The 15,730-nt window shown below is 72.9% G+C and carries 13 protein-coding genes; 10 read left to right on the top strand and 3 right to left on the bottom strand.

Annotated features, from left to right (window positions below; translation table 11 throughout):
- Positions 1-48 precede the first annotated feature (48 nt).
- The 8 genes from AB0A95_RS10010 to AB0A95_RS09975 all read left to right on the top strand — a co-directional run bounded on the left by AB0A95_RS10010 (position 49) and on the right by AB0A95_RS09975 (position 8,846).
- On the top strand, positions 49-564 hold the full coding sequence (locus tag AB0A95_RS10010; protein ID WP_357555446.1) for a beta-ketoacyl synthase chain length factor: 516 nt from the start codon (positions 49-51) through the stop codon (positions 562-564).
- The gene (locus AB0A95_RS10005; protein ID WP_357555282.1) at positions 561-2,177 is read left to right on the top strand and encodes a class I adenylate-forming enzyme family protein; all 1,617 of its coding nucleotides are present in this window, start codon (positions 561-563) and stop codon (positions 2,175-2,177) included. The genes AB0A95_RS10010 and AB0A95_RS10005 overlap by 4 nt, the downstream gene beginning before the upstream one ends.
- 67 nt (positions 2,178-2,244) lie before the next feature.
- A complete protein-coding gene (locus tag AB0A95_RS10000; protein WP_357555281.1) occupies positions 2,245-3,483 on the top strand; it encodes a beta-ketoacyl-[acyl-carrier-protein] synthase family protein in 1,239 nt (412 codons plus the stop codon).
- Positions 3,484-3,557: 74 nt separating this feature from the next.
- A complete protein-coding gene (hppD, locus tag AB0A95_RS09995) occupies positions 3,558-4,649 on the top strand; it encodes a 4-hydroxyphenylpyruvate dioxygenase (RefSeq protein ID WP_357555280.1) in 1,092 nt (363 codons plus the stop codon).
- A complete protein-coding gene (locus tag AB0A95_RS09990; RefSeq protein ID WP_357555279.1) occupies positions 4,646-5,548 on the top strand; it encodes a phytanoyl-CoA dioxygenase family protein in 903 nt (300 codons plus the stop codon). Before hppD ends, AB0A95_RS09990 begins: the two co-directional genes overlap by 4 nt.
- A gap of 1 nt (position 5,549) precedes the next feature.
- On the top strand, positions 5,550-6,521 hold the full coding sequence (locus tag AB0A95_RS09985; RefSeq protein ID WP_357555278.1) for a thiamine pyrophosphate-dependent dehydrogenase E1 component subunit alpha: 972 nt from the start codon (positions 5,550-5,552) through the stop codon (positions 6,519-6,521).
- Between the two features lies 1 nt (position 6,522).
- Entirely contained in the window at positions 6,523-7,491 is a 969-nt protein-coding gene (locus AB0A95_RS09980; protein ID WP_357555276.1) for a transketolase C-terminal domain-containing protein, read from the top strand.
- Complete coding sequence (locus tag AB0A95_RS09975) at positions 7,488-8,846, top strand: hypothetical protein (protein ID WP_357555275.1); 1,359 nt, start codon at positions 7,488-7,490, stop codon at positions 8,844-8,846. The genes AB0A95_RS09980 and AB0A95_RS09975 overlap by 4 nt, the downstream gene beginning before the upstream one ends.
- Before the next feature lie 155 nt (positions 8,847-9,001).
- Here AB0A95_RS09975 and AB0A95_RS09970 read toward each other — a convergent pair whose 3' ends face one another.
- The 3 genes from AB0A95_RS09970 to AB0A95_RS09960 all read right to left on the bottom strand — a co-directional run bounded on the left by AB0A95_RS09970 (position 9,002) and on the right by AB0A95_RS09960 (position 12,857).
- Entirely contained in the window at positions 9,002-9,694 is a 693-nt protein-coding gene (locus tag AB0A95_RS09970; protein ID WP_357555273.1) for an SGNH/GDSL hydrolase family protein, read from the bottom strand.
- Between the two features lie 377 nt (positions 9,695-10,071).
- The gene (locus tag AB0A95_RS09965; protein WP_357555272.1) at positions 10,072-11,295 is read right to left on the bottom strand and encodes an MFS transporter; all 1,224 of its coding nucleotides are present in this window, start codon (positions 11,293-11,295) and stop codon (positions 10,072-10,074) included.
- Positions 11,292-12,857, bottom strand: coding sequence for an AMP-binding protein (locus AB0A95_RS09960; protein ID WP_357555271.1), 1,566 nt, complete (start codon positions 12,855-12,857; stop codon positions 11,292-11,294). The genes AB0A95_RS09965 and AB0A95_RS09960 overlap by 4 nt, the downstream gene beginning before the upstream one ends.
- Before the next feature lie 313 nt (positions 12,858-13,170).
- On the opposite strand from AB0A95_RS09960, the gene AB0A95_RS09955 reads away from it, so the two are divergent.
- The gene (locus AB0A95_RS09955) at positions 13,171-14,448 is read left to right on the top strand and encodes an SGNH/GDSL hydrolase family protein (RefSeq protein WP_357555445.1); all 1,278 of its coding nucleotides are present in this window, start codon (positions 13,171-13,173) and stop codon (positions 14,446-14,448) included.
- 68 nt (positions 14,449-14,516) lie between these two features.
- Complete coding sequence (locus tag AB0A95_RS09950) at positions 14,517-15,728, top strand: cytochrome P450 (protein WP_357555269.1); 1,212 nt, start codon at positions 14,517-14,519, stop codon at positions 15,726-15,728.
- Positions 15,729-15,730 lie beyond the last annotated feature (2 nt).

The raw sequence follows: 15,730 nt of genomic DNA, 5'->3' as shown, positions 1-15,730 counted from the left end.
CACTCACCGCGATCCCGCCCGCTCTCCACCGACGAACCCGAACCGGCTATCGAACCCGCGAGTTCACCGGGGGTGTTGGCGCGGGCACGCTGGCCCGAGGGTGGGGACGGGGTGGCCGCGGCGGGGGTGCCGGGGTTCGTGCACTCGGACTTCGCGCCGGTGGTGGTGGCCGTCGCCGAGCGGTGCCTGCGGCGGGGGTACGGGTCGGCGGGGGTGCCCGCCGGGACGCGGACGGGGATCGTGCTGGTCAGCGCCAGTGGCGATCTCGCCAGCGCCGAGCACGTACGGGCGACCGTCGAGGCCGGCGGGCGGATCGGTCCGCTGTTCTTCTTCCAGTCCGTGCCGAACAGCGTCGCCGGGCACATCGCGGCCCGCTGGGACCTGCGCGGCCCGGTGGTCTGTCTCAGCCCGACCGGTGACCCGTATGCCGACGGTGTCGCCGAGGCGGACCTGCTGCGCGACGACGGCGACGCCGACGAGGTGTTGCTGATCCTGATCGAACAGGCACCCGACGGGCCGACCGAGGCGGTCGCGGTGCTGCTGGGGGGAGGAGCACGACCATGAGGACACGGGGACTGCGCGGCGCACTTGCCGCCGACACCGAGGTGGGTGCGGGCAACGTCCTGGCCCGGGTGCTTGCGCACGGCGCGGACCCGGACGGGCCGGGCCTCACCTTCGACACCGCCGTCGACGGGCACCCCGCCGAGACTCCCCTGACGCTGGGGCAGCTCGACGAGCGGGTCGCCGCCCGCGCCGCCTGGCTGCACGAGCACGGGGTACGCCCCCGCGACCCGGTCGCCGTCTGGGCCACCGCCGCCGCCGACATGGTGCTGAGCTTCCTGGCACTGACCCGGCTCGGGGCGATCCCGGCGCTGATGAACGGCAAACTCCGCCCGGAGATCGCCGCCGAGTACATCCGCCGCCTGCGAGGCGTCGGAGTGCTCGCCGACGACACGCACAGCGCCCTGCTGGCCGGGCACGACCTGGGCGTACCGCTGCTCGGCACCCCCGCGCGGACCGGCACGGGTGACCCGGCGGCGGCCCTGGCGCACTACCGACACCACCCGGACGACCCGATCGTGATCACGCACACCTCCGGAACGACAGGGGTGCCCAAGGCGGTGCTGCACTCGCACGCCAGCCTGTTCGCGGCCACCCGGCACCTGCTCACCATGCCGCAGGCGCAGGGCACCAGCCGGATCCTCAACGCGCTGCCCGCCCCGCACACCGCCACGGTGCTGATGGTCAACCAGGTCCTGGGCAACCGCGCCGAGATGTTCCTGCTGTCGGAGCAGGGCGGCGAGCGGGTGCTGGACACGATCCAACGCTGGCGCCCCGACGGGGTGTTCGGCTTCTCGGTCACCTGGGCGGAGCTGGCCCGCTTCGACCTGTCCGGGTACGACCTGGACTCGGTGCGGTTGTGGTTCAACACCGGCGACGCCTCGCACGAGCCGCACATCCGCCGTCTCGTCGCGGTCGGCTGGCACGACACCATCACCCGCGACGGGGTGGCGAGGGTGCCCGGCTCGGTCTTCATCGACGGGCTGGGCTCCAGCGAGATGGGGCACTCGATGTTCCACATCACCCATCGCGCCGACACCGACCGGTACGGCCGCTGCATCGGTCGCCCGTACCAGTTCGCCAGGGTCGCGGTGCTCGACGCCGACGGCGAGCCGGTGCCGGTCGGCGAGGTGGGTTTCCTGGGCATCGACTCGCCGTCACTGTTCCGGGGCTACTGGAACGACTCGACCACCACCCACCGCTTCCGTCAGCGCGGCTGGTACCTGACCGGTGACCTGGTCCGCGTCGACGCCGACGGCCGCTACTACCACGTGGACCGGGCGGTGGACTCGGTCGACGCCGGGAACGGGCGGCGCTTCTACACCGCGCTGTCCGAGGAACGGATCCTCGCCGCCTGCCCGGACGTCACCGACTGCACAGTGGTGATCGTCGCCGAGGCCGGCGGGGTGGTCACCGACGTGCTGCTGGAGGTGACCGCCGGCGCCGACGAGGCAGAGGACCGCACCGAGCGGGTCCGTGCCGCCCTCGGCCCGGACGTCGGCGCCACGCTGCGCCGGGTGGTGCCGGTGGCCTCCGCCGACATCCCGGTCACCGTGACCGGGAAGGTCCGCAAGGTGGTCCTGCGGGAGCGTTACCTCAGCGAGGCGTCGTCGTGAGCGGGCGAACCAGGCAGCTCAGCGGGGTTGCGGCTCGCGCCGCCGTGGAGCGAAGCGGAGCGGTGGCGTGACCGCCCTGATCACCGGGATGGGTCTGTTCACCCCGGTCGGGCGGGGGGTCGAGGAGACCTTCGACGCGCTGACCACCGGCCGGTCCGGGCTGACCCGTCCACCCCTGGGGCACCCGGCGGGCGAGTCGCTGGACGTCGCCGGCCTGCTGCCCGACATCGACCCGCGCACCGTCGCGTCCGGGCCGGAGACCCGGGTGCTGGACCGGATCGTCGTACTCGCCCTGCTCGCCGCCGCCGACGCCCTCGCCGACGCCGGCATCGAGGTGGGCCGCGACGTCGACCCCGACCGGATCGGTGTGATCGTCGGCGGGGTCGGGGGGATGGCCACCCTGGAGTCACAGGTGTTGGCCCGGGCGGCCCGGGGTCGGGCGGCCGTCAGCCCGTACCTGCTCACCGGGATCCTGCCGAACATGCCGGCGGCGCGGATCGCCATCGCGCACGGCATCCGGGGTTACAGCTCGTCGGTCGGCACCGCCTGCGCCTCCGGCGCGCAGGCGGTCGCCGACGGCGTCCGGCTCATCGCGACCGGGGAGGCCGACGTGGTGCTCTGCGGGGCCAGCGAGGCGCCGCTCTTCCCGACCTTCGCCGACACCTTCGGCAACGCCCGGGCGTTGGCGCGCGCCGGCACCGACCCGAGCCGGGCGAGTCGGCCGTTCGACACCTCCCGCAGCGGGTTCGTCCTGTCCGAGGGTGCCGCGCTGCTGGTCCTGGAGAACGCCGAGCACGCCGCTGCGCGCGGCGTCACCGGGTACGCCGAGGTGGCCGGGCACGGCGCGACGACCGACGCGTACCACCTGACCGCGCCCCGCCCGGACGGTGCCGGCGCGGCGGCGTGCATCCGCCGGGCGCTGCGCAGCGCCGGTGTGCCGGCGGCGGCTGTCGGTTACGTCAACGCGCACGGCACCGGCACGAAACTCGGTGACAGCGCGGAGACCACCGCCCTCACCGACGTCTTCGGCGTCGGTGGTGTGCCGGTCAGCTCCACCAAGGCGCTCACCGGTCACCTGCTCGGCGCCTCCGGGGTGCTGGAGGCGGCGGCCACCGCGTTGGCGCTCGGTCGGGGGCTGCTGCCGCCGACGTACCACCTCGACGATCCGGATCCGGCCTGCCCGGCGGACCACATCCGTGGCACGCCCCGCAAGGCCGACCCGGAGTACGCGGTCACCAACTCGTTCGGGTTCGGCGGCCAGAACGTGAGCCTGCTGCTGGCGCGCGTCGCCGAGCCGAGGGGGTGATCGACGCGGCATCCCGGGCGGGGCGCGTCCGGACGGCAACACGGGGGAACCGGGTGGGAAGGGCTTCAGGGGACATGGACATCCGTGGTATCGACCACATCGAACTCTACGTGGGGGACGCCCGACAGGCGGCCTTCTACTTCAGCACCGCCGTCGGCTTCGAGATCTGTGGCCAGGGCGGCCCGGAGACCGGCCTGGCGGGGCAGCGCTCGCTGCTGCTCTGCCACGGCGACATCCGGTTGCTGCTCACCTCCGGGTTGAGCGCCGAGCATCCGGCGGCACGGTACGTGCAACGCCACGGTGACGGCATCGCGGTCGTCGCCGTCGAGGTCGACGACGTGCCGGCCGCGTACGCCGAGCTGGTGGGCCGGGGCGCCACCGGGGTGACGCCGCCGACCACCCGCACCGGGGCGGACGCCGAGGTGGTGGTCGCCGAGGTGGACGGCTTCGCCGACGTGCGGCACCGGCTGGTGCAGCGCCGTGGCGATCGGGGCGATTTCCTGCCCGGCGTGATCACCCCGGCGGCGGCCACGAAGGACGACCATCCACCGGTGCTCGCCGAGATCGACCACCTGGCGGTCTGCGTGCCGCCCGGCCAGCTCGACGAGACGGTCCGGCACTTCGAGGCGCTGTTCGACTTCGCGCAGATCTTCGAGGAGCACATCGAGGTCGACGGGCAGGCGATGAACTCCAAGGTGGTGCAGAGCCCGTCCGGGCGGGTCACCGTGGTGCTGCTCGAACCGGACCGCACGCGGCGGCCGGGGCAGATCGACGCGTTCCTCGACCAGCACGCCGGTGGGGGCGTGCAACACCTGGGGCTGCGCACCGACGACATCGTCGCCGCCGTGGAGGCGCTGGGCCGGCGCGGGGTGCGGTTCGCCGGCACCCCGGCCAGCTACTACGACGCCCTGGAGGCGCGGGTCGGTCGGGTGGACGCCCCGCTGGACCGGTTGCGCGCGTTGGGTGTGCTCGTCGACGCCGACCACGACGGCCAGCTGTTGCAGATCTTCGCCGAGTCGATGCACGTGCGTCGCACGCTCTTCCTGGAGTTGATCGAGCGGCGCGGCGCGCGGGGTTTCGGCAGCGGCAACATCAAGGCGCTCTACGAGGCCAAGGAACGGGAGTTGGCCGCCGTGGCGGCCACACCACAGGGGGTGGGCGCATGAGCTTGACCGCCGAGGAGCAGGCGCTGCTCCCGTCCGACGACGACGTGCGGCACTACGCCGAGCACGGCTGGTACCTGTCGGGAAGGGTGTTCACCGACGACGAGGTGGATGCCCTCGCCGCCGCCGCACAGCGCTACTACGACGGTGAGCGCGACCGCCGGCTGCCGGTACGGCCACCGAAGCTGGCCTACTGGGACCCGTCGAAGGGCCCGGTGCAGCGGCACAACGACTACGTCCACCACGAGCACGACGGGCTGGGCGCGATCCTGCGCAAGCCGCTGATCGGCGCGGTCGCCGCCCGGCTGGCCCAGGCCGACGAGATCCGGGTCTTCCAGTCCACGCTGATCTACAAACCGCCGATCTCCGGTGAGCCGAGCAACATCGTGCCCTGGCACTTCGACAAGCACTACTGGGCGTCCTCGTCGTCGGAGAAGATGCTCACCGCGTTCATCCCCTTCCACGACTGCGGGGAGGAGATGGGCACCATCACCATGGTCGACGGCTCGCACCGGTGGAAGGAGATCGGCGCGGACGACACGGTGGTGCGGCACTTCGCCGACCGCGACCGAGGCCAGCTCGAGGAGATGCTGGCCGAGAACGCCGCGTACAACGGCGCGGAGATCCGCAAGATCCCGATGGTGATCCCCAAGGGACACGTGAGCTTCCACCACTGCCGCACCTACCACGGCAGTGGCCCCAACGTCAGCGGGCGCCCCCGCCAGGCGATCTCGCTGCACCTCCAGGACGGCGACAACGCCTGGCGGGAGTACCCGCTCTCCGACGGCTCGCTCGCCGCGTACAACCACGACGTGCTGGTCCGTCGCACCCACGAGGGGCGGCCGGACTACGCGGACCCCGAATACTGCCCGGTCATCTGGCGCCACCAGCGGGAAGGCTGACGTGACCGACGCCGACCCGGTCCGGCTCTACCGCACGGTCCGGCTGATCCGCCGGTTCGAACAACGGGCGGTGGAACTGGTCCACGGCGGGCAGATCGTCGGCGGCATCCACCCGTACCTCGGTCAGGAGGGAATCGCCGCCGGCGTCTGCGCGGCGCTGGGCGCCGACGACGTGCTCGCCGGCACCCACCGGGGGCACGGGCACGTCCTGGCCCGGGGCGCCGATCCGGCGCGAATGATGGCCGAGCTGTGCGGTCGGGTCACCGGCCTCAACGCCGGCCGGGGCGGTTCGATGCACGCCGCCGACCTGAGCATCGGCGTGCTCGGCGCGAACGCGATCGTCGGCGCCTCCGGGGCGATCATCACCGGCGCGGTCTGGGCGCACCGCCGCCGGGGCCGCGACACCGTCGGGGTGAGCTTCTTCGGCGACGGCGCGGTCAACGAGGGAATGCTGCTGGAGGCGTTCAACCTGGCCGCGCTGTGGCGGGTGCCGGTGCTGTTCGTCTGCGAGAACAACGGCTACGCCACCACCATGCCGGTCGCCGGCACGGTGGCCGGCAGCATCGCCGGCCGGGCCGCCGCGTTCGGCATCCCGGCCGTCCAGGTCGACGGCCAGGACCCCGAGAGGGTACGCGCCGCCGCGGCCGACGCCGTCGACCGGATGCGCTCCGGCGGCGGCCCCGAGCTGATCGAGGCCCGGACCTACCGCTTCGACGCCCACCACACCTTCGAGCACACGGTACGCCTCGACTACCGCCCGCCCGACGAGGTGATCCGGGGTCGGGCCCGGGACCCGGTGGACATTCAGGGTTCACGGCTGGCCGACGTGGACCGTGCCGCGGTGGACGCCGAGGTCGAGGCGACAGTCGACGCGGCGGTGCGGTTCGCCCTGCACAGCCCGCAACCCGACCCGGCCGACGCGCTGACCTACCTGTACGCCAGCGGCCTGACCGCCCGCACCGGAGGTGGTTGAGGTGCCCCGACTGTCGTACCGCCGGGCGCTGACCCGGGCCCTCGCCGACGAGTTGGCCCGCGACGAGGCGGTGTTCCTGCTCGGCGAGGACGTCCAGGTCGGGGCGTCGCTGGTGACCACCGGACTGGCCAAACGGTTCGGCGCCGACCGGGTCCGCGACACCCCCCTGTCGGAGCAGGCGTTCACCAGCTTCGCCACCGGGGCGGCGCTGGCCGGGCTGCGGCCGGTGATCGAGTTCCAGATCCCGTCGCTGCTGTTCCTGGTCTTCGAGCAGATCGTCAACCACGCGCACAAGTTCCCGCTGATGACCGGTGGGCAGTGCAGCGTCCCCGTCACCTACCTGGTGCCCGGCTCCGGCTCCCGTGCCGGGTGGGCCGGGCAGCACTCCGACCACCCGTACAGCCTCTTCGCCCACGTCGGCGTGGTCACCGTCGTGCCGGCCACCCCGGCCGACGCGTACGGGCTGCTGGTCACCGCGATCCGCCACGACGACCCGGTGGTGGTGTTCGCGCCGGCCGCTGCGATGGACGTGCGCGACGACGTCGAGGACCCGGCACCGGTGCCGCTGGGCCGGGGCCGGATCCACCGCTTCGGCGACGACGTGACGGTGGTCGCGATCGGGCACCTGGTGCACGACGCGCTCGCCGTCGCCGCGGAGCTGGCCGACGAGGTGTCGGTGGAGGTGTTCGATCCCCGCACCCTGTACCCGTTCGACATCGACGGCCTCACCGAGTCGGTCGCCCGCACCGGACGACTTGTGGTGCTCGACGACGCCAACCGCTCCTGCGGAATGGCCGCCGAGATCATCGCCTCGGTGGTGGAGCGGGTCCGGCTGCTCGCCCCACCCCGCCGGGTCACCCGACCGGACGGGGCGGTCCTCCCGTTCGCCCCGGCACTGGACCGGGCCGTCCAGCCCGGCCGGGACCAACTCGCCACCGCCATCCACCTGACCATGAAGGACGGATCATGATCGACCCGAGCTACGCGTGGCCGCCGGCCGACCGGGCCTGGACCGACCTGCCGGAGCCGGCCCGTTCGGCCATGGTGGCCAGTGGGGCGGCAGCCTGGGAACAGGTCTTCCACGGCCGGGCCACCTACAACAAGCAGTGGCGGTTGGCCCGCCCCCCGGTGCTCACCGCCGACGCCTGGCGGGAGCTCAACGAGGTCTGCGACAGGCTCGCCCAGCTCATCCTCGACGCCTGCCGTCGGAGGGCCGGCACCGCCGGTGAACTGCGCCGGCTGCTCGGCGTACCGGCGGGGGAGACCCGCCTGCTGGACGAGGCCGAGCCGCTGACCGAGGCGCTGCTGGCCGCGTACCGCCCAGATGTGATCTTCTCCGCCGGGGTGCCGAAGTTCGTCGAGTACAACATCGACAGCAGCCTCGGCGGCGGGTTCGACGCCGACACCGTCATCCAGCGGTTCGCGCGCCTCTACCGGGAGCGGGGCATCCTCGACGACCTGCCGGTGCGCGCCGCGCCGTCGCTGCTCGACCAGCGGTTCGTGGCGATCCGCGAGGAGTTGCGGCTGCCCGACGGGGCCCGGGTGGCGTTGCTGATGGACTTCGACGCCGACTACCCGGGCCTCGACGACCCGCAGACGTTCATCCGGATCCTCGACCCCCTCGCCGTACGGGCCCGGGACTTCGGCATCGACCTGGTCATCGCGCCGGTGTCCAGCGCCACCCTGGACGCCGCCGCGCGGTTGGTGGTCGACGGCGCGCCGGTCGACGCGCTGTTCCGGTTGTTCGTGCCCAACCGGGTCACCCCGACCGCCGGCCTGGACGCGGTGGCCGGGGCCCTCGCCGCCGGCACCCTCCCGATGTTCGTGTCGGCGGCGGCGTGGCTGCTCGGCAACAAGACCACCTTCGCCTGGCTGTGGGAGGACGTGGACGGGCTACCCGCCGACGACCAGGCGCTGATCCGCCGGCACGTGCCGTACACGGTGCCGTTGACCGCCGCGGTGCTCGACCGGGCCATCGCCGAGCAGGCCGGGCTGGTGGCGAAACCGGCCGACGGCTCCGCCGGTCAGGGCGTGCTGCTCGGCCCGGAGCTGAGCGCGGCGGACTGGGCCGAGGGTGTGCGGGCTGCCGTCGATCGGGGCGGCGCGATCCTTCAGGAGTACCTGCCGACCGACCGGGTGTCGATGGACTTCGTCCAGATCGAGACCGGCGAGACGGTCACCGCCGACGTCCCGTTCTCCCTGGCCCCGTACCTCTTCGGCCGCCACGCCTCCGGCGGCCTGGCGAGAGTCGGCTACCCCGGCTGCGACGGAGTCCTCAACCTGGCCCACGGAGTCCTCCTAACCGGAGTCCTCCTAAAAACCTAACCCGACCCCCCTGCCCCCACCCCTGTCCCGCCTCGGCCGCCCCCCGTTGATCATGAGGTTATTGCCGCCCCGCCCGGCGTGTCGTGGCAATAACTCCATGATCAACGGGGGCGGGCGGGCGGGGGGCGGCGGGGGGTCGGGGGGTCGGGGGCTGGTCACCGGGGTGGGGGTGGGTGGGGGAGGTGGTGGGAGAGGGTGTGGAGGGTTTGGGCTGTTGCTATGGCGTCGCTGCGGGCGCTGCCGTGGCGGCCGTCGGTGCTGTAGAGGGTCGGGTCGGCCGTCAGGGGGTGGTCGGTCAGGTGCACGTGGAGCGTGTTCAGGCGCTCGGACAGGCTTGCGGTGTGTGCCGCCAGGCGGCGCATCCGTTCGCCCAGACCGGCCCGGAGGTGCTCGGGCACCGCTGGGCTGTGCGAGACGTCGAACATCCCCACGGTGATCACGTCGGCCCCCACGTCGCGCAGCGCGGTGATCATCGCGGTCAGCTCGGCGTCCACCGCCTCCGCGTCGTACGCCGGGTGGAAGGCGTCGTTGCCCCCGCAGACGACAAGCGCCAGGTCCGGTGCGAAGGCGAGTGCCGGGGCGAGCTGGGTGGCCCGCACCTGGTGCGCGCGCAGCCCGCGTCGACCCAGGTTCCGGTACGCCAGCCCGGGGCGCACGGCGGTCAGCTCGGCGGCGACCCGGTCGACCCACTGCACGTCCGGGTAACCCGGCGTCGGCTCACACATGCCCTCCACGACGCTGTCGCCGAGCGCCACGAACCGCCGCCACGGGTGCCCGTGCAGTAGTTCCGTGGCCTCCCCGGGGCGCAGACAGTACGGGTCCGTCGATTCGGTGAGCGCCGATGGCATGTCGGCACGCTAGCCGACCGCCGGACCGTCGGGCCAGGCTCAGTCGGTCAGGCTGGCCTCGGCCGGCCACTGTCGCGTCGCGCGCCTACGCCCTGGCCGGCCGTCGGCAACCCGGCTGGAGCTGGCCCCGAGCGCCTCCCTGGAACTCAGACCGGACCCCTGGCAACTGTTGCACGGCCTGGGGAGCATCCTGTCGGTGATCGTCCTCGCCGTCGGGCTGTACGTCACCAACGCCGCCAACCGCGCGCAACAGGAGGCCGACCGCGAGCAGCGACGCCTCACCGCGCAGGGGTAGATCACCCATCGCTTCACCGCGTCGACCGAACAGTTGGGGCAGCCGGGCACAGGTGCGGTAGGACCGCGCGGGGCAGGGCCGGTCAGGGGGTGGTGACGGGAGCGGGCCGGGCCGGCGTCTCCGGTCCGGCCGTCCTGTTCAACAGCGGGTACGCGCTGATCACCAGGCACGCCGCCGCCATGGCCAGCAGGGCCGGGGTGAGCCCCAGGGCGTCCACCGACCAGCCGCCGAGCAGCGCGCCGACCGGCAACCCGACGAAGGCCAACGAACCGGCGATGCCGATCACCCGGGTCTGCAACTCCGGCGGTATCCGCTCGTAGAGCGCCACCCCGAGCAGCGGGTTGACCGCCGCGATGCCGATTCCGGACAGGAACGTCACCACCAGCACCACCGGCAGTTCGTCGCTGATCGCCAGCGCCACCAGCCGGGGTGTGCCGGCGACCAGCGCGCCGAGCAGGAACGTCAGCCGCCGGGGCAGCCGGGGCCCGAGCGCGGTGAACACCAGGTTGCCCAGCAGCGCGCCCGCCGAGAACGCCGCCAGCACCAGTCCGAGGCCGCTCGGGCCGTGCAGCTCCCGGGCGACCCAGACCGGGATGTAGACGGCCACGCTGGCGTTGGCCACCATGTTCAGTGCCGAGACGACGGCGAGCATGCCGAGCAGCGGCCGGTCCCGACCCAGGTAGCGGAAACCGCCCCGCAGCGCGCGTAGGTAACTCTCCGGCTGGGCGGGTTGCGCCGGGGCGACCGGCGGGCGGACCAGGACGCCGATCAGCAGCGCGCAGACGCCGAAGCTGGCCGCGTCGACGAGGAGCGCCTGGGTCACCCCGAACGCGGCGATCAGCAGGCCGCCGACGGCGGCGCCGAACAGGGTCACCACCCGGCTGAGTCCGTCGTACGCGGAGGTCAGCCGGATCAGCGGCACTCCGGCGGCCGCCGCGGCCGGGCGGAACATCACGTGCTTCACCCGGTCCCCGATGCCCCGCAGCGCGCCGGCCACCGCGACGAGCGCCACCAGCGGGGCGAAGCCCAACCACGGGGTCAGCGCGACGACGACCATCGCCACGGCGCTGCCCGCGTCGCAGAGGATCGAGGTACGGCGCAGGCCGAACCGGTCCGCCCAGGGCGTGCCCAACGCGCTGGACAGGAGGTACGGCAGGGTCTCGGCGAACGCGACAAGGCCCATCCTGGTGGGGCTGCCGGTGGTGACGAGCACCAGCCACGGGATGGTCACCACCGAGATGCGGGTGCCCAGGTTGGAGATCAGGTCCGCGCTGACCAGGATGACCAGTTGCCGGCGGGGAGTCACGCCCCGACCGCCGCCGCCCGCCGCGCCGCGTACCGCGCGCGCAGTGCCCGCTTGTCCACCTTCATCGACCGGTTCACCGGCAGCCGGTCGACGAACTCCACGGTCGCCGGCGCCCACATCTCGTTCAGCTCGGCGGTCACCAGGTCGATCAGCTCCGCCCCGGCGACCGCCGCGCCCGGGGCGAGCACCACGTACGCGTACGGGACCTCACCGGCCGTCTCGTCCGGTACGCCGATCACGGCGGCGGCCCGTACCCGCGGATGCCCGGCCAGCACGTCCTCGATGGGGCGGCAGAAGATCGGCCAGCTCCGTCGTTGCGTGAGGATCGCGTCGTCTGCCCGGTCGACCAGGTAGAGGTAGCCGTCGTCGTCGAGGTGACCGATGTCGCGGGTCCGCACCCAGCCGTCGACGAGCGTCCGCGCGGTCAGCTCCGGCTGGCCGTGGTAGCCGGCGAAGCGCAGCCGGGTGTGCACCCACACCACGCCGTCGCGGCCGGTCGGCAGCACGGTGCCGTCGTCGCCGCGGATCTCGATGCGGACGTCGCCGTAGGGCCGCCCGCAGGAGCCCAACCGCTGCGGGTGCTCCGGATCGTCGGTCAGCCCGGGCAGCGCGGTGATCACGACGGCCTCGCTGAGGCCGTACACGATGCGCAGCACCGGGCCGAACCGCGCGATGGCCTGGCGCAGCCGGGCGGGCGCCGCGGGCCCGGCGCCCACGTTGAACATGAACATGGCGGAGAAGTCCGCGCCGACGAGCGCCGGGTGGTCCAACACCTCGTAGAGCATCGGCGGGGTGACGAAGGTGGAGTTGATCCGCTCCCGCTGCACGGTGTCCACGAAGGCCGCCGGGTCCCAGTCGTCGCGCAGGAACAGCACCCCGCCGGTGAACAGGTTGAACAGCGTGGTGATCTGCCCGCTGGCCAGCCACATCGGCGAGTGCGACAGGTGCCGCAGCAACGGGAGCCCGGCGTCGCGAAAGTCGGCGGCCAGGGCGAGGATCTGGGCGTAGAAGCTCTCCCGGTGGTGCACCAGCTTGGGGCTTCCGGTGGTGCCGCTGGTCTGTAGGAACGACTCGGGCATCGGCACGACCGCCGGCAGGTTCGTCACGTCGGCGTCGGTGTCGGCGGTGAGGTCGGGGCCGGCGCCGCCCGCGCCCAGACAGCACACCGGTGTGCCGGGCAGCGCGGCGGCCAGCTCCGGGCCCAGTCCGGCCCGGTCCCGGGCGTCGTAGACCAGGGCGTCCGGGCGGGCCAACCGGAGGAACTCGTCGACCTCCCGGCGCGCGGTCACCGGGGCGACCCACATCGTCCGGCAGCCGAGCAGGTGCAGGGCGAGCTGGAGCAGCGGACCCTCCACCGCGTTGCCGACCGTCACCAGCACCGCCGACCCGGGCCGTACGCCGTGCCGGGTCACCGTCGCGGCCATCGCCCGGACCCGCGCGGCGGCGTCGGTGTAGGTGAGGCGGCGACCGGCGCCGACAAGCGCCTCCCGGTCGCCGAACTCGGCGAAGAGGTCCAACACCCTGTGCACGTAGCTCGTCTCGTGCCCGGGTCCGTCAGTCATCCGGCAGCCCCCATCCCCAGAAAGCGGCGGTCCCGGGCAGCTCCCGGTGACGACGCGACGGTGGCGCGCTCGGGCGACCGCACCGCCGCCGCCTGGAAGCCTAGGCGCGAAACGGCTGGTCGGAACCGTGCCGACGGGCGATCCGACGGGCCCGCCGGACATTTGATCGCGTCGATCAGGTTGATTGACGCCCGTCAGCGGCGGCGGCTAGGTTTCTGGACCATCGTCCAGGCGGGCGCCGTCAGCGGACGGCCCTGGGCTGCCACACGATGGAGGTTCCATGGCAACGGCAACCCCGAAGAGATGGCCTGTCATCGCCGCCGCGGTCGCGCTGCTTGTCGTCGGCGCACCCGCCGTCGTCGCCAGCGCCGGTCCGTCCGGCACCGCCGCCGGCCGACCCGACCGCACCGAGTGGGCGGGCAGTTGGGCCACCGCGGTCACCCGGGGCAACTCGGTCGGACTGACCAACACCGGCCTCAACGACCAGAGCGTCCGGATGATCGTGCACGTGTCGGTGGGCGGACCGGCGCTGCGGGTACGCCTCAGCAACCTGTACGGCGAGCAGGCGGTCACTGTCGGCCGCGCCACCGTCGCCCGGCCGAACACCGCGACCCCCGACGACCTCTCCGACATCGACGCGACGTCGGTGCGCCCACTGACCTTCACCGGCGCCGCCACGGCGACCATGAACCGGGGCGCCGAACTCCTCAGCGACCCGCTGGCCTTCCCGGTCGCGGACGACAGTGACCTGGTGGTCACAGTGCACTTCCCGACGCCGACCGGCCCGACCACGTTCCACGGGCAGTCCCAGCAGGCCAACTTCATCGGCGCGGGGGACCTGACCGGGGCGGCCGGGGGCAGCGGGTTCACCACCCGTCCCACCTGCTGCTGGTTCTTCCTCTCCGGCATCGACGTGCGGCGCGGGGGCAGTCCCGGCGCGCTCGTCGTGCTCAGCGACTCCATCGGTGACGGCAACGGCAGCACCGTCAACGCCAACCGGCGCTGGCCCGACCTGCTCTCCGACCGGCTGCTCGCCGACCGGCCGGACAAGCGCACCCCGGGCGTGCTCAACCTGAGCCTGGCCGGCAACCGGCTGAACCACGAGGGCACCGAGCCGGGCGACGGGAACTACCCGGGCTACTACCAGCTCGGCCCGAACGCGGCCGCCCGGCTCAACGAGGACGTCTTTCCCCAGACCGGGGTGCGCACCGTCGTCACCCACCTGGGCATCAACGACATCTGGATGTCGAACGACACGCCCGAGGCGATCATCGCCACCCTGCGGCAGATCAACCAGCAGCTCCAGCAGCGCGGGCTGACCAGCCTGGTGGCCACGCTGACGCCGTACGAGGGGCACGGCGCGTCGGGCGTGTGGACGCCGCAGAAGGAGGCCACCCGCCAGGCGGTGAACGCGTACCTGCGCGGCAGCCGGGAGTTCGACGGGCTGCTCGACTTCGACCGGGTGGTGCGCGACCCGGCGCGGCCCAGCCAACTGCTGCCCGCGTACGACTCGGGCGACCACATCCACCCGAACGACGCCGGCAACCAGGCGCTGGCCAACGCCGTGCCGTTGCGGCTGCTCGGTCTGTGACCCGGGCCGGGGGCGGCGGGTGACTCCCGCTGTCCCCGGCCACCGACATCGGCGGGAAGGAGTTGGCAGTGGACGTGGAGGAGATACTCACCGGCCTGTACAGCGAACAGGGCAGACAGGATCCCTACCCGTGGTACGCGGACCTGCACCGGCTCGGCCCGATCAGCGCCGTGCCGGCGCGCGCCGAGCACCGGACGGTGGCCGCTGTCGCTGTCGGCTACGACCTCGTCGACGGGTTGCTGCGCGATCCGGAGTGGACGAAACAGCCGCCGCCAGGGTGGGAGGAGCAGGAGATCCTGCGTACCTTCCAGACCTCGATGATGTTCGTCAACCCGCCCGATCACACCCGGATGCGGCACGTCTTCTCCCGCACCTTCACGCCGCGCCGGCTCGGCGCGCTGGAACCGGTGATCCTGCGGGTGGTCGACGAGCTGTTGGACCGGATGGCGGACGCCGGGGAGGGCGTCGTCGACTTCGTGGCCGACTTCGCGTACCCGATTCCGGCCCTGGTGATGGCCGAGTTCATCGGTATCCCGGCCGCGGAGTTGCCCTGGTACCGCGAGCGGGTGGACTGGATCGACGAGTTCCTGGACGTGGCGGGGAAGACCCCGCAGCGGCTGGCCGCGGCCAACACCGCCGCGCGGGATCTGCGGGCCTTCTACCGGGAGCTGCTCGCGCATCGCCGCCGGGTGCCCGGGGAGGACCTGCTCAGCGGGTTGGTCGAGGCGCTCGACTCCGGTGAGGTGGAGCTGACCGAGGACGAGCTGGTCAGCAACCTGATCGTGCTGTTCAACGCCAGCTTCGTCACCACCGTCTACATGTTCAGCAACGGGCTGCCGTTGCTGTTGGCCCAGCCGGAGACGGTCGCGGCGCTGCCCACCGACGCCACGCTGGCACCGGGCTGCGTGGACGAGGTGCTGCGGTTGGCGAGCCCGGTGCACTTCCTGGCCCGAGCCGCGCCGGCCGACACCGTGCTGAACGGCGTGCCGGTCGCCCAGGACGACAACGTGCTGATCCTGATCGGGGCGGCCAACCGGGACCCGTCCCGCTTCTCCGACCCGGACACCTTCGACCCGACCCGTTCCGGCCCCCCGTCGCTGGCCTTCGGCGTGGGCCTGCACTTCTGCCTCGGCGCGGCGGTGGCGCGGTTGGAGGGACGCCTCGCGTTACCCCGACTGTTCGCCAGGTTCCCCGCGCTGACGGTCACCGAAACGCCGACGTACAGCGGCAGCCTGTTCCTGCGCGGCATCGACAAGCTGCTGGTCAGCACCGGCGGATAGGA

Source organism: Micromonospora sp. NPDC049230, from assembly GCF_040647875.1.
GTDB lineage: Bacteria > Actinomycetota > Actinomycetes > Mycobacteriales > Micromonosporaceae > Micromonospora.
This window is presented reverse-complemented; position numbering and strand designations above follow the sequence as displayed.